The following is a 15,061-nucleotide window of genomic DNA, read 5'->3' as shown; positions in this document are numbered from 1 at the left end:
AATATACCTACTTTAATATTTTTGAAATGTCACTAGAATCTGAATAAATGATTGTCTCATCTAATTCTTGATTTTTTATTTTTATTTCCATTGGTTTAGAATTTAATTCTTTGAAAATTAATAATTTAGGATTTAGATTAAATTTCTGTTTAAATAAATTTTTAATAGTTGTTGGTTGATTAATTAAATGAACTGTAAAGTTTTTTCTTAAATCATAAGCGATTTTAACAATTTCGTCTTTATCAAAATCACTTGTATAGCCAATTAATATATCAATTTGATCTGTTAATTCTTCTATATTTTGACAATCGTTTTTAATTATTTCCATAATACGATCTACGCCAAATGCAAAACCGATTGAATCTAAATTAGGCCCATTGAATTCAGAAATCATACCATCGTATCTTCCGCCTGCTAAAACAGTTGATTTAGTTCCTAGAGCTTCAGATGAAGAAACGAATTCAAAAACAATGTCATTATAGTAATCTAATCCTCTAACTAAATTAGGATTGATAACATAATCAATATTAAATGCTTTTAAAAGATTTAATAAAGAATTGAACTGTTCTTTTTCGTCAACTGTTAAATAATCTAATAATTTAGGGGCGTTCTTAACAAAATCTAATTCTGCTAGATTTTTATCATCTAATATTCTTAAAACGTTTTTTTCTAATCTAGATAAAGTTAATTCATCAAAATCTTTTTTGTATGGTTCAAAATAAGATTTTAGTTTTTTAATATATTCATTTCTTGTTTGGATTGAACCAAGGTTATTAATTTCTAATACAAGATTTTCTATCTTTAATTTCTTTAAAAAGTCATATGCTAATTTAATAATTTCGAAGTTATTTAATTCATTTTTAGGGGCGATTAACTCAACACCTCCTTGAAGAAATTGTCTATATCTTCCTTTTTGTGGTCTCTCATATCTGAACATAGGACCGAAGTAAAATAATTTTGATTGCTGTAAGTTATCAATTTTATTTTCAACAAAAGCTCTAATGATAGAAGCAGTTCCTTCTGGTCTTAAAGCTAAATTACGATCACCTTTATCTTTAAATAAATACATTTCTTTTGAAACGATATCGCTTGTTTCGCCAGATGATCTAATAAATAATTCAGCCTCTTCAATAATTGGCGTTTCAATATAAGAGTAATTGTATTTTTTAGCTATATCAAAAAATGTATTACGTATATAATCTAATATTTTTGAATCATAGCCAAAAATGTCTCTCGTCCCTTTTAATCTATTAAACATAAATAACCTCGTTTTTATTAAATTGAATAATCATTAATTTCGATAAATGTTTGTTCTTCTACTTTTTGGCTGTTTCAATAACCATCGTTAATTCTTTTTTGTTTATTAATATTTTTCTTAATCTCAAGTTGCATTCAAATTAATGGAACTAAGAATAGATTGATTAATACAATCATAATAATATTAATTCCGAAGATTAATACAATTGTAGGGTTTAATCAAGTCATTAGTGTTGTTGTTGAACTCATTAATAATGCAGCAATTAATAGCATCATAATTTGTTCGCCGAATAAATCGTTAATTGCAATTCTGAAGTACTCTTTAATTTCCTCTTTTGAATATATATAGTTTTTAGTGTTAAGGTTTTTACTAAATTCTTCTTTAATTTTGTTTGAAAATAGAATTGAATCAATTGCGTTGTATAAACAAGCAAATAGTAAACCATCAATTATGTGTGAAGAAATTTCAATGTATGTTGCTAAAGCGGTTAATAAGACTAAAATAAATGCGAATGTTTGTTTTATAAACATCATTAATGCAGCTCTTCATGAATATCTGATCATTAAGTATATAAACATTAGTAATGTAGAAATGCCCAATACCATTGAAGCGGTTGCAATATCTGTTGATATATTAACTGGGGTAATATGGTTTTCAATGATTTTAAAGTTGTCAATATTTGATGAACTTAAAATAGTATTTAAATCATTTAAAATAGAACTATTAATTTTTGAAATTTCAATAATATAAGATTGATCTTTAATGTTTGCTAAATGATGGTTGATTTCGCCTTGAACGTTAGATATTGTAGGTGAAATGATTGATGCAATATTATGTGTTGTATCTAAATTTCATTTGATTCCATTTGTTGGAATAATTGAATAAACAATACCATTTTTTAAGTTGGAGCTTAAGTTTAATCCGTTATAAACTGATTTATTTATTCCTGAAATAATGAAGAATGAAATTAATGCCAACACAACGAAAATAGCAAAACCGATTGTATAGAATTTAGATTTATTAATTAAATTCATTTTTTGGATTCTTGAATAGAATTTATTATCTTTATATAAAACTCAAGAAACTTTATTTTCAAAACTCTCTGTTTTAACAACGTTTCTAATTAAATAAGTATTTAACATCGATGATGCAACAAAACTAATCATTATTGATGTAAAGAATATCAATGCAATAATCGTTGAATATGAAATGCTAATAAATATTGACATAAATATTGCTAATATCAATATTGCAGTTGAATCAATTGATGTTATTAAAGATTTTTGAGTTGATTTAGATATTGATTTAACAGCATTAGAACCTTCCATAATTTCTTTTCTATAAACATTCATGTGATGCATAATCAACATAAATGCCATAATAATTGAAATTAGAATTGTTAAACCAATAATTGGGGTTATAAATATATTCAATATTGTGAATACTACTAATAAAATAAATGTTAGAAATAGGATTGTTAAAGAGGATATAAAACCTAATAATCTATAACGAATAATTAAGTAAATTGACATTAAAGCAAAAAGAATTGCAAATACAACTAAATACTTATTAACATTTGTTGAATTAGTTTCAATGAAATAACTAGATTGCAATACGTATTCAAATGGAGCAACACCATAATTTATAGCTGTCGCAAGTTCTTCGTCTGTATATCCATTTTTATTATCGTTTAATAAATAAATTGCCGAATCATTAACATTACTTGTTCTTAAAGCAAATGGATTTGAAACAGTAATTAAATACTTAGCTGCATTGATTGTATCGGTTTTTAAAACGGGTTGAATTTCTTTTTTAATTGGTTGACCTTTTTCATCAACTTCACCTGTTGCAACTTCTTGAACTTTAGCTGAGTTTCCAACATATGCGAAATTAACAGGGTTTTCACCAGCTGCTAGTCATTCATCTGGATATTGAGTTTTTGCAATATTTACAAATTCTTGAAGATTGATTCAAATATATGCTTTTGGAGATGAATTATTGAAATATTGAGGATAATAAATCATCAATGCTAATTCATAACCATATTTAATAAATTCAGTTCAACCATCATCACTAAATTTTAAAGTTATTCTATTTGAAACACCTTGTTTATTTTTTGCAGTTGCAGGATTTGCGACAAATTTAGGAATAAAATCGCCAGGATCTCCATTCATAAAATCGTTTAATGTTTTACGAACTCCAGGTTCTAATCTTGATAAAAATTGGCCTTTGTAAAATACAGGATTACCATTTTCGTCAGTAAATGTTAAATGCGGCTTATTTACTAAAGAATTGATTAATTCATTTTTAGTTTGATCATCATTATGTGCATAACTTGTGATATTTACTGTGTCATTTGAACTTAATGAAATATCAATTGATGATAATGTGTTTTTATTTTGAATATAAGATTTTGTTGTATTTAAAATCGCCTTAGAACTTGGAAGATCTTGAGACGCTAAATTTGTATTTGTTGTTGGTTTAATTTTTAATGATATATTTGAAGCTTGTACGTTTGAATTGATATTATCCTTGTTTAGTTTTGGTCCCAAAAAGAAAATTGAACCAAAAATAATTGATAAAATCATCCCAACAATGACAAAGATGCTAATAAATCATCTAAATTTTGAACTAATTCCTTTTGTTTTTTTCATAGTTTAAAATTATATTATAAATATTTATAATATCTTGAAATTAGTTAAATACGCAACCCCCTCATCTGTAATTCTCCGACCACGTGGAGATTTTTCGATAAATTTTTTAACTAATAATTGTGGTTCTATTTCATTTATTATCGTTTGTTTATCGTCTTTTGTAATACTAGAAATAGCATCAATTGAAGCATATTTTTTAGTAAAAACATTATTTAAAGTTTCAAGGTATTGAATCTGAATTTGCGTTAAACCTCCATCAAAAATACCAATAAAACCAAATGTTTTCTTTACTAATTCTTCATCAATCATTTTTTGATTATCATAGAGTGAAAAATCAAATACACGTTTTAAAAGCATATTTGCAACTCTAGGATTATTATTTGAATGCAGCGCAATCATTTCGATGGATTTATTATCGATTGAAATATTGTTTCGTATTGCTGAATTACTAATAATTTCTGCTATTTCTTTTGTATTGTAGTTAATTAATTTACCAATAAAACCAAAACGATCTTTTAGAGGTTTTGATAGATGATCAAATTTAGTTGTAGCAGCAATTAATGAAAATGGTTTTAATGTCATTCTCATTATTCTTTTATCCCCGTCAACACCTAATGTTATATCAATAACACCATCCTCCATTGCAGTGTATAACAATTCTTCCAAATTGTGATTGATACAATGTATTTCATCAATAAAAATAATGTCGTTTTCTTTAATAGAGGATAGTAGTGTTAATAAATCACTTTTCTTTTCTAAAAGAGGTCCTTGAACAAAAACTATGTTTTGTTTAGTTTCATTAGAAATAATTTTCGCTAATGTAGTTTTACCTAATCCAGGTGGTCCGTAGAATAAAATATGATCAATTGGTTTCTTTTGTGCAAATGAACTATTAATCAATACTTTTAAAGTTTGTTTTATTTTTGTTTGCCCGATAAATTCGTCAAATTTTTCAACTCTAAATCTATTGTTCATGATATTGATTTCCAATGATTTTTATTGCTTCTTCAATAGATTTTTCAATATCGTTGGTTAATTTCATATTGTCTAATGCATACTTAATTTGTTTAGTTTTAAAACCTAACATTTTCATTGCATTTTCAAACTCTGTTGTATTTTTATCAATCTTTTGTTCAACATTGATTTTCTCTAATTCATCGCTATTTAATTTAGAAATTAATTTACGATATTTTTCTTGTAAACTAAAGACCATATTGTTTACTACTTTATGTGAAACGTATGGTATTTTTTGTAATTGTTCATAATTGCCATTAGCAATTCAACTAATGATATTTTCTCAACCTTGATTTAAAATAATGATTGCTGTTTTCGGTCCTAATCCTTGTAGGTTAATTAAATCTTCAAATATCACTAATTCTTTAAAATTATCAAAACCATAAGTCGCTTTTGAATATTCATTTTGAATCGTTGAAATATATACCTTTCTTACTTCATCTTTATTAAAACGTTCAACCTTAGCAACGTATATCAAACTACCTTCACCATTATGATCTAAAATAATATAATTTGTACTTACGTGTACGATTTTTCCATATTTATATATTGTCATTTTTCTCTCCTTATAACTCAATAATATTTACTTTATTTTTAGGTTTATTAAAGATAGGAAAAATATGAGAAAAACCAAGGAAAAATAGTAAAATTCTAGATATGAAAAAAATCGAAGTAAATATTGAAATTAGTAAAAATTCAAACATTAAATATGAATATGATCGTAAATCAGGCAAAATCAAAGTAGATAGAATTTTAAGAGGTGATTTTAAATATCCAGCTAACTATGGATATCTAGCAGAAGCTCTTGACTGAGACGGAGATGAATTGGATGTTTTGGTATATTCAAGTGAAACATTTATGCCTGGAACTTCATTGGATGCAAGAGTAATTGGTGCAATGAAAATGATTGATTCAGGAGAAACTGATACTAAATTAATCGCTGTTCATGCCGATGATTATCGTCTAGATCATATTAAATCTCTAAAAGATTTAGATCAAATGTGATTAGTTTCCGTGAAAAACTTCTTCTCAACATATAAAGCATTTAAAGGTGAAAATGTAACTCAAGTTTTAGGTTTTGAAGATGTTGAATGAGCAGAAGCTGAATACAACGAATGTGTTGAATTAATGCAAAAATATGGTTCAATGGATAAAGAAGATTTTTTAGCGGAAATGAAAAAGAAACACCCAGAAAAATATCTTTAAAATTCCATCATAATTTTTTTAAAAACGTTTCTACGTTTTTATTTTTTTTATCATTTTTGTAAAAGTATAAATTAATGGAAAATAACTTAAATATAGATATTTTTTTGGTATAGAATAAGGTTGTGATTGTGTTTGAAAAAGGACAATATGAAATACAAATTATGATTAATTCTAGCTTATTTCGAAATATTAAAAAAGATTAATTTTGAACATTCAAAAATCGATAAATGAATAGATTTTAAAGGACTATTTTCTAAAGAATGTGCGATTTTGAAATTTAAAGATATGCATGACAAATGATTTGCTTTATTTTCAAAAACTGTTATTCAAAATTTAGATCAAGATTATCTTTTGATCTTCCGTAATACATTATTAAAGGAAACTGAAAATAAATATTGATATAGAAGTTTCTTTTCTAAATCAACTTATTACCGTAAATTACATAAATTAATAATGTTTTTAATCTGAATGTTGCATTTAAATAAAACTTTCTAAAAGGGTTATTTATTAATAAATAAAAATTTAATTGAGTTCTATTAACTATAAATTTTGTATCAGAATTATTAAAATGAAATTGTCTCGTATATGAGACAGAAGGAAAGAAACATGACTAAAGCTGAATTATGCAAACGTCAAATATTCATGTGTCATTTTAAAAAATGAATGTATCAAAAACTAATTTCTTTACTACAAGAAACACAAAAGAGTTTATAAATGAATATCCCAGAAGTAACTGCTGTAAAAAATGACGTTACAATTGGTAATACATTTTCTATTAACGTCAAACCATATAGTTATAAACCATTGTTAAAACCAGCATATGTTGCAAATAATTCCGTTTTAAATAACCGCCCAATTTTTATTGAAGTTGAACGCTCACTTAATAGTAGCAATGATTCAATGTATATAGAAATTCCAAAGGAGATTTATTCAAATAACGTCAATCATATGCATCTAAAAATTGATGACAAAAAGATCGATATCACTTCAATGAGAAAAAGGGAAATAAATAACAATTATTATCGCTTTTTTATCAATGATGGATATGATGATATTTTAGATGTAACAAAAATTAAACATATTTCATTACGAAACGTATTTGCAGCTAGACAATATCATAATATTAAATTCGGCATTGAAGTTGATTGAAATTTGAATAATAATTTCAGATCTAATTACGATGTCGTAAATAATAATATTAAATTAGAATTCATCAAACATTTAAAAATTAAAATTGTTGATGACTCAAGATTTTCTATTCAAAAGAAAGACTTAATTCAAAAAACAAGTTATATCACTGATATTAAAGTAAATACAGAACGTGCTTTTAAATACGATTGAAACGATATTATGGAAATCAAAACTTGTGTTTATAAAAACAATGAAGCACAACCAATTATGTATGAACCAGAAATGATGTTTCAACCTGAATTATTATTGAAATTAAATAGCAATTTATTCTCACTAGTAAAGGAAGAAAACATTGATAGAAAGAATAATCATCAAATATTTAAATACAGTACAGTTGATGGCTATACTTGAAACAAAGGTGTTGGATTTGAATATAGAAAAAATGCAAATAATGGCGCTTTTATCGAAAGTGATTTCATTGGTACAGCTACTTTTGAAATTAAGGGTAAGATTTGAAAAAATAGAGATATAAAATTAACTGGAAGTAAAGAAATTAAACAAAAATTTTATAATAAAGAATCAGGTGTCATTAAATTATTAATTAACACAAAAAATATTGAATTATCAATACTAAATGAACAATTTAAAGATCGCTGAATTACATATTCATAATTAAAAAAATAGTCGATTGACTATTTTAATTTTGGCCCTTTTGGAATTAAATTTCTTTTATGCTCACTGATTTTATGTAAATGCTCAATTCTATTAGCAATTTCCTTTGAGACATTATTTTTATTAATTAAATATTTTTCAAATTCTAAATAACTAAAACCTAATTCTTCTTCATCATTGCTTTCAATACATAAATTAGCAGAAGGGCTTTTGGTTAGAATTGAATTTGGAATATCTAACATTTTAGCTAAAATGTAGATATCTGATTTTTTGATATTAGCAAAAGGTAGTAAATCACAACCACCATCACCATATTTAGTGAAATAACCTAAGTAGTATTCATTATAATTATCAGTTCCTAATACTAAATGATTTTTATCTTGGCTTAAGGCGTATATTGACGACATAAATAATCTTGATTTTAGATTTGATAAACTTGCTAGATTTTTGATATCAAGTTGGTTTTTCAAGTTATTAAATATATCGCTTAAATCAATTGTTTTTATATCTACATTTAAAGATTTTTTTAACGCTTCTATATCTTTTTCTGTTTGAATATCATCTTTGGTTTTAAAGTAATAGAAATTGCAATTATTTGGAAAAGCAAGTAAAGCAATTTTAGCTAAAGTAGCACTGTCAATACCACCGCTAATTCCTAAACTTAAACCTTTTGCGTTAGCTGATTTCACTTTTTGTTGCAATCAATTAGTGATTTTTTTAATTAAAATACTATATATTTTGATCTCTTTTTTATTTAGTTCTTTATTTATATAATCATTAATTTTATTCATATGAATAATTTTAGATTAAAAAATAATTAATCATATAAAATATAAACATATTTTAATAAATATATTAATTAAGGAGAACATTATGATTAACGTAAATGATTTAAAAGCAGGAATTACTTTTCAAATTGATGGAAATATTTATGTTGTACTTGAAGCACAACATTCAAAACAAGGACGTGGTCAAGCTAACGTTAAAGTTAAAGCAAAAGATTTAAGATCAGGTACAACAACCATTCAATCATTCACTGGTGGAGATAAAGTAGAAAAAGCCATGATTGACAAAGTTGCCATGGATTACTTATACAATGCAGGTGAATCTCTAATTTTCATGGACCAAGAAACATTTGAACAAATTGAAATTTCAGTTGAAGTTTTAAAATGAGAAATGAATTTCTTAAAAGAAGGTCAAAAAGTTGTTGTTAGAAAATTTGAATCAGAAGTACTAGATATTGAATTGCCAGTAAATATTGCATTAAAAGTTATTGAATCACCAGATGCAGTAAGTGGCAATACAGCAAAAGCTGCTCAAAAGAAAGTTATTGTAGAAACAGGTTATGAAGTTGAAACGCCTTTATTCATTAAAGAAGGTGAGGAGATTTTAATTTCTACAGAAACTGGTAAATACGTAGGAAGAGCATAAAAATGTTAAATAAAGAAAGTGACATTATTAAAGTTAATACCAAAATGAACTTTTGCTACTACGTAGAAAAAGAAGTTATTTTGGAAGCAATTAAAGATGTTATTAATACAAATGAAAATATTCTATTAATGAAAGAACCGGAAATTGTTGTTAATAAAAATTTATCTAATTTAACTATTTCAATTGATTTAAAAATTAAAAAATTAATGAATTTTTGTCTAAGCACTAAAGAGTTAATTTTCTTAATTGAGCAAAAAGTTTTTTCATTAATTAACAATAAACCAACAAATATTAATTTAGTATTTCACGGATTAGAAAATGAAGACAAACTATAAATTCGATATCAAAGTATGTGATACTTTAAAAATGAATGCAGGAGCTGTAATTAACCGAATTAATTTCGGCAATTTTGGTTCTTCATATAGTTGTGCTAAAATTATGCATTCATTGTTTTACTATCACTTTAATTTCAATATCAACGATCTAAATTGAGTAAATCGTGACCGTTTTGTTTTATGCAATCAAAGCGAATTAATCACCTTTTATGCGCAATTAAGAATGTTAGATCTACTAAATATAGAAGATTTAAAACAATTAGATAAATACAAAGATTTACAATATCCAATTTTAAACCGCGAGCATCTATTAGATGCAACTGCAACTAATGCCGGTCAAGGTTTAGCAATTGCCGTTGGTCTTGCATGAGCAGAAAGTTATCTATCAAGCAGTTTTAAAGAAATCAATCATTATACTTATGCATTATGTTCTGATGCTGATTTGCAAGATGGAATTGCTCTTGAAGCATTGTCTTTTGCCGGAACTCATCAATTAAATAAGTTAATTATTTTATATGATTCAAACGGTGTTCAATCTCAAACATATACATCTTCAATTGTTAAAGAAAATATTAAACTTAAATTTAAAGCAATTGGTTTTAAATACATTGTTTGTGAAAACAAAGTTTCTGCAATAGTAAAAACTATTTCAAAAGCTAAACGTAGTAATAAACCGACATTTATTGAAGTTAAAACATTAGCGGCTGAAGGTACACCAAAAGAAGGAGCAATTTCAAGTGATAACTATGCTCCAAGCAAAGATGAACTAAGTTCATTTAAAGATAATTCAACATTTAAAAAAGCTGACAACTTTGATGTAGATGATGAAATTAGAGAAAAATATATTCATAAAATCAATAAAAAAGCAAATAAAATCAATCGTTGAAACCAAAGTGAAAAATTAAAATATTTCTTAGAAGATCAAGTTAAAATAAATCTAAATTCATTGATATTAGACGAAAACAAACCAACAATTAAATATAGTGAAGAGATTATCACTCATTTAACAGAAGGTTTTAAAAATATTGTTTTACTAAATTCAGAATCATCTTCAAACACTAACATTAAAGCTTGAGGTGGAATATATAGTCATAACAACAAAAGTGGTAATAATTTAATTCTTGGTGCACGTGAATTATCGAAAGGTTTTATAGCAAACGGAATAGCTTTACATTCAAACCTACGTCCAATTATTGCTTCTTCATTAAACGCAATTGAATATCTAAAACTTTCAATGCAAAACGCAGAAGTTATGAATTTATCTAACCTATATTTAATTGTTAAACCCGAAGAAAACATTGATATTAAACCTAGAAACAACATAAATAGTTTAAGATCAATCAACAATATCAATATCTTTAAACCACTTGATGAATTAGAAGTTAAAACCTCATTTGAAAATCATTTTAATCATAATCAACTAACTGCAATCGTTATTGAAAACAAAGATAATATAATTAATACAAACGAATAAAAAATCAAACAAAAATACTTGCTTGATTTTTATTTTTGTTTTTTATTTTTGTTTTTTATTTTTGTAAATCAAAACTCAAAATCCATTGAGATTCTGAGTTATTTTTTATAAACTTTTTAACAATTTAATTTCATCTTTAGTTAAATTACGGAATTTACCAATTTTTAAATTATGATCAGTTAATGGTCCGTATGCAAAACGATGTAATTTTAATACATTCGTTTGCACTAAATTAAAGATTTTCTTAACGTGGTGATTACGTCCTTCATTTAAAGAAATTATATAATCATTATCCTTGACATAACTAACATTTTGTTTTGAAGGTTTATTTTCTAAAATAACACGATTACTGTTTAAAAACTTTATTTCTTGTGTTGATAAAGAACGATCAAGCGAAACTAGATATGAACGTGTAATTTCACTAGAAGGATGAGCTAATTTATTCGCTAATCCACCATCGTTTGTAATAATAATCACTCCCGTTGTATTGAAATCAAGTCTTCCAACAGAATAACAATATTGATTTAAATTTAAATACTCAAAAATAGTTTTTCTATTTTCTGGATCGTTATTAGTACAAATTAAACCTCTTGGTTTATTAAATAAAATATATAAATCAGGTTGTTTTAAAAAATTAATTGTTTTTCCATTTACAACAATAACATCTTTAATTGATACTCTTTGACCAATTTTAGCAATTTCATTATTCACTAATACTTGTTTTTTTAAAATTAATTCTTCTGCTTCACGACGAGAACAATAACCCGAAATACTAATTGCTTTTTGAATTTTTAATGTTTCTAGTTCTTCCATTTTTACCTCTTTTAAAGAAACTACAATAATTATATATTTATAAATAAATATAAATTTTTATTTGTGTCAATTAGTTTCATTTTTCTTAATTTTGTTTTTAAATTTGAGTTAAAGGAGAAAAATGGAATATACAATGGAACAAGCAAAATATGTTTTCAATATGAACTTAAATGAGAAACGCAAGTTTATTTTAAACTTCTGTAAGTTTTACAAAATAGAGAATTTAAACAAAATAGATAAATCAAAGGACTATCTTGAAATCTTTATAAATTCTTTAACCAAAGACGAACAAAAGGTATTTTTAGAAAATTTTATCTTCAATAATAAAGATTCATATTGATATCTCAATTATTGATCAAAAACGACGTATTACAAATTACTTCATTTAGTTGTTAACCTATTTTTAAAATATCTACATGCTCATAAATAATATCATTGAAATTGAAACTAAAAAACCTGTTATTCAACATGAACAACTATCATACAAGATAGAAAAAAGAGTTAACAATAACATTTTTGCAAACACAAGTGAAGAATTTAATTTAAATATTGAAAGACTTATTAAAAGCGATGAATTTATTATTGATTTCAGTTATAAAAACGATACTGAATTTATCAATAATACCTACATAGTTTTAACCTTAAATAACAAAATGATTTTACAAAACGCAAGATTGAATAAGCAAGACAATTGTTATTCAATTGAGTGTATTGTAAAACAAATGAAAGGTTTTAGTGATTTTTCATTTAAAGATCTAGAAAATATCAATGTAGAGATTATTGTTGAATCTAACAATAAATTAATTCAATTATACAGTTTAAGCTATTATCTTGACAAGCAATTTGAAGATAAAATAATACGTTTAAATCAAGAAGGAGCAATAATATCTTTTATTAAAGATATTAGAATTGCGTTTAAAAATCTAGAAAATATTGATACAAGTTTAAGACAAAATTCAGATATCAATCGGTTATATTTTAATTTTCGTCCGTATAAATTATCATTAGCTGAATGATTTAAACAATTATATGAAATTGATATTTTTAGTAAATGAGATAAACTAGATACGCAAATTCACAACATCAGACAAACCGATTACATTGATTGACAAATTAAAGCTATTGAATTTCCTAATATACTTGAAAATAAAATAAATGGATTTTTTAATTTCACAAGTCAACGTAAAACAATTGATTTAAATTGTTGATCATATTACGATAAATATAACAACCAAATCGTTATTGATGTTTTAAATGAAAAATCTAAATTAGGTATTGTTATTCCGCCTACTTTTTCAGGTAATTTCAATCATAAAGTCAGTTTATCATTTGGAAATCATAAAAAAGAATTTATTCTAATTTATCAACAATTTTTTAATAAACCTTATCTAGATTTATATACAGGATTAGTTAGATTGAATATATTACAAAAACCCACTTTCTTTACTAAAACCAATTGGTCGATTATTAAATATCGCAACATAACAAAAATTATTAAAGAGGTAAATTCGTTAGAAGAATTAGCAAAGAAAGGAGGAGAATAGATGACGTTAAAATCAAAGAAAATCATTATTTTTTCTACATTATCAGGTGTTTTAATTGCAAGTTCTATCGCATTAACAACAGTTATTATGGTCAAAAAGAAAAACAACCCAAATATAGAAAATAACAATATCAATATTGTACCCAAAATTGAAAATGCTGAAGATAAAGAAAATGAAGATAGAGAAGATAATAATAACGAAGAATCGGAAGTAATTAATAAAGAAAAAGAAATTATTAATTCATTAGAAGTATTTCCTGAAATTACATCCGCTGAATACTACTATCATTTAAATTTCAAAGATGGTCAACCGTGAATAGATGATGATATGGTGTTATTTATTATAAAAGATATAGTAAGTAGGTTAATTATCAAAGGTGGAATTATTAAATATGCAATCAATCGTTTTGCTCAAAATGATGTAGAAATTTCATTCATCTGAGAAAACGAAACAAAAAAAGCATATAGAACATATAAATTAAGTACCAATCATATATAATTTTAAATTATGGATATTAAGGAATTAGTATTTAAAGAAATTAAAAAATTAACTAAACAATCATTTAATGAAGAAACAGAAATTAAATCACTAAACATTGATAGTTTAGATTTAGTTGTTCTAATTAGTGATGTTGAACAAAAATTAAAAATAACAATCAGTGATGAAGAACTAATGTCTTTCAAATATATCAAAGACATTATCGTTTTGTTAAATAATAAAATTTAAAGCAGAAATTTCTGCTTTTATTTTATATTTTGTTAAAATTATATTTGTATCTAGGGGTATAGTTCAATGGTAGAACAACAGGCTTCAACCCTGTGTGTTGTGAGTTCGAGTCTTGCTACCCCTGCCATATGGAGAATTCTCCATTTTTTTATTTCATTTTTTGATAAACTTAAAACACTTATAAAATAAAAGGGGTGTTATATGTATAAGATATTTAACGAAGGTATGATTGAAGTTATCACCGGGCCTATGTTTAGTGGTAAAAGTGAGGAATTATTAAGAAGATTAAGAACCATTGAATATGCTAAATTAAAACCATTAGTAATTAAACCAAGTTTTGATACAAGATTTTCTGACAATGAAATCGTAAGTAGAGCTGGGATTAAATCAAAAACTCATTGCTTAAAAAATATTAAAGAAATTTATGAATTATTAAAAGAAGATCAATACAAAGCAGTTGTCATTGATGAAGCACATTTCTTTGATGAAACATTAGTTGAAGTGGCTGACGATTTAGCTAACAGAGGTTATTTAGTAATCATTGCCGGGTTAGATCAAGATTATACAAGAAAACCTTTTGGATGTATTCCGCAATTACTCGCAATTGCAGAACGTGTTACTAAATTACAAGCAATATGTGTGCAATGTCAACATGCCGCATCAACTAGTTATCGTAAAATTAAATCAGATCAACAAAATGTATTAGGAAACTATCAAGAATATGAAGCTAGATGCCGTAAATGCCATATCAAAGGCAGTACAAGCAAATAGCTTTTTTATATATGGTTTCTATTCTACAATAA

17 protein-coding genes and 1 tRNA gene are annotated in these 15,061 nt (G+C 25.2%); 12 read left to right on the top strand and 6 right to left on the bottom strand.

Features of this window, described 5'->3' with window-relative positions; all coding sequences use genetic code 4:
- Window positions 1-7: 7 nt before the first annotated feature.
- Genes hisS through ruvA form a run of 4 tightly spaced genes read right to left on the bottom strand, consistent with a single transcriptional unit; the run spans window position 8 to window position 5,482 of the window.
- On the bottom strand, window positions 8-1,258 hold the full coding sequence (gene hisS, locus EXC28_RS01310) for a histidine--tRNA ligase (protein ID WP_029330269.1): 1,251 nt from the start codon (window positions 1,256-1,258) through the stop codon (window positions 8-10).
- A 17-nt stretch (window positions 1,259-1,275) separates the two neighbouring features.
- Window positions 1,276-3,912 (bottom strand): protein translocase subunit SecDF, encoded by a 2,637-nt coding sequence (gene secDF, locus EXC28_RS05620; protein ID WP_029330271.1) that lies wholly within the window; start codon window positions 3,910-3,912, stop codon window positions 1,276-1,278.
- A gap of 24 nt (window positions 3,913-3,936) precedes the next feature.
- On the bottom strand, window positions 3,937-4,887 hold the full coding sequence (ruvB, locus tag EXC28_RS01300; protein WP_029330272.1) for a Holliday junction branch migration DNA helicase RuvB: 951 nt from the start codon (window positions 4,885-4,887) through the stop codon (window positions 3,937-3,939).
- Window positions 4,877-5,482: a Holliday junction branch migration protein RuvA gene (gene ruvA, locus EXC28_RS05615; protein ID WP_029330274.1), complete on the bottom strand. Its 606-nt coding sequence runs from the start codon at window positions 5,480-5,482 to the stop codon at window positions 4,877-4,879. The genes ruvB and ruvA overlap by 11 nt, the downstream gene beginning before the upstream one ends.
- A 101-nt stretch (window positions 5,483-5,583) precedes the next feature.
- Between ruvA and EXC28_RS01290 the strand changes: the two genes are divergently transcribed.
- The 3 genes from EXC28_RS01290 (at window position 5,584) to EXC28_RS05605 (ending at window position 7,935) form a co-directional block, all read left to right on the top strand.
- Window positions 5,584-6,132 (top strand): inorganic diphosphatase, encoded by a 549-nt coding sequence (locus EXC28_RS01290; protein WP_029330275.1) that lies wholly within the window; start codon window positions 5,584-5,586, stop codon window positions 6,130-6,132.
- A gap of 147 nt (window positions 6,133-6,279) precedes the next feature.
- Window positions 6,280-6,627, top strand: a complete 348-nt coding sequence (locus tag EXC28_RS05610; protein ID WP_029330277.1) for an MG284/MPN403 family protein — start codon at window positions 6,280-6,282, stop codon at window positions 6,625-6,627.
- Between the two features lie 219 nt (window positions 6,628-6,846).
- Complete coding sequence (locus EXC28_RS05605) at window positions 6,847-7,935, top strand: MHO_1580 family protein (protein ID WP_029330278.1); 1,089 nt, start codon at window positions 6,847-6,849, stop codon at window positions 7,933-7,935.
- 20 nt (window positions 7,936-7,955) lie between these two features.
- On the opposite strand, the gene nadE is transcribed toward EXC28_RS05605, so the two are convergent.
- A complete protein-coding gene (gene nadE, locus EXC28_RS01275; RefSeq protein WP_029330280.1) occupies window positions 7,956-8,726 on the bottom strand; it encodes an NAD(+) synthase in 771 nt (256 codons plus the stop codon).
- A gap of 82 nt (window positions 8,727-8,808) precedes the next feature.
- On the opposite strand from nadE, the gene efp reads away from it, so the two are divergent.
- Genes efp through EXC28_RS01260 form a run of 3 tightly spaced genes read left to right on the top strand, consistent with a single transcriptional unit; the run spans window position 8,809 to window position 11,175 of the window.
- Window positions 8,809-9,366, top strand: coding sequence for an elongation factor P (efp, locus tag EXC28_RS01270; RefSeq protein ID WP_029330282.1), 558 nt, complete (start codon window positions 8,809-8,811; stop codon window positions 9,364-9,366).
- A 2-nt stretch (window positions 9,367-9,368) separates the two neighbouring features.
- On the top strand, window positions 9,369-9,701 hold the full coding sequence (locus tag EXC28_RS01265) for an MMB_0454 family protein (protein ID WP_029330284.1): 333 nt from the start codon (window positions 9,369-9,371) through the stop codon (window positions 9,699-9,701).
- Entirely contained in the window at window positions 9,685-11,175 is a 1,491-nt protein-coding gene (locus EXC28_RS01260) for a transketolase family protein (RefSeq protein ID WP_029330286.1), read from the top strand. Before EXC28_RS01265 ends, EXC28_RS01260 begins: the two co-directional genes overlap by 17 nt.
- A gap of 105 nt (window positions 11,176-11,280) precedes the next feature.
- Here the strand turns inward: EXC28_RS01260 and EXC28_RS01255 are convergent, their stop codons facing one another.
- Window positions 11,281-11,988 (bottom strand): pseudouridine synthase, encoded by a 708-nt coding sequence (locus EXC28_RS01255; protein ID WP_029330288.1) that lies wholly within the window; start codon window positions 11,986-11,988, stop codon window positions 11,281-11,283.
- A 121-nt stretch (window positions 11,989-12,109) separates the two neighbouring features.
- On the opposite strand from EXC28_RS01255, the gene EXC28_RS01250 reads away from it, so the two are divergent.
- The 6 genes from EXC28_RS01250 to EXC28_RS01225 all read left to right on the top strand — a co-directional run bounded on the left by EXC28_RS01250 (window position 12,110) and on the right by EXC28_RS01225 (window position 15,029).
- Window positions 12,110-12,418 (top strand): MG284/MPN403 family protein, encoded by a 309-nt coding sequence (locus tag EXC28_RS01250; RefSeq protein ID WP_051622576.1) that lies wholly within the window; start codon window positions 12,110-12,112, stop codon window positions 12,416-12,418.
- Window positions 12,405-13,532: an MHO_1580 family protein gene (locus EXC28_RS05600; protein ID WP_029330292.1), complete on the top strand. Its 1,128-nt coding sequence runs from the start codon at window positions 12,405-12,407 to the stop codon at window positions 13,530-13,532. Before EXC28_RS01250 ends, EXC28_RS05600 begins: the two co-directional genes overlap by 14 nt.
- The gene (locus EXC28_RS05595; protein ID WP_029330294.1) at window positions 13,533-14,030 is read left to right on the top strand and encodes an MHO_1590 family protein; all 498 of its coding nucleotides are present in this window, start codon (window positions 13,533-13,535) and stop codon (window positions 14,028-14,030) included.
- Between the two features lie 9 nt (window positions 14,031-14,039).
- On the top strand, window positions 14,040-14,258 hold the full coding sequence (locus EXC28_RS01235) for an acyl carrier protein (RefSeq protein ID WP_029330296.1): 219 nt from the start codon (window positions 14,040-14,042) through the stop codon (window positions 14,256-14,258).
- A gap of 52 nt (window positions 14,259-14,310) precedes the next feature.
- Window positions 14,311-14,385 (top strand) — tRNA-Trp (locus EXC28_RS05590).
- 74 nt (window positions 14,386-14,459) lie between these two features.
- Complete coding sequence (locus EXC28_RS01225; RefSeq protein ID WP_029330298.1) at window positions 14,460-15,029, top strand: thymidine kinase; 570 nt, start codon at window positions 14,460-14,462, stop codon at window positions 15,027-15,029.
- The last annotated feature ends 32 nt before the right edge of the window (window positions 15,030-15,061 follow it).

The organism is Metamycoplasma cloacale, assembly GCF_900660735.1.
Taxonomy (GTDB): domain Bacteria; phylum Bacillota_I; class Bacilli_A; order Mycoplasmatales; family Metamycoplasmataceae; genus Metamycoplasma; species Metamycoplasma cloacale.
This window is presented reverse-complemented; position numbering and strand designations above follow the sequence as displayed.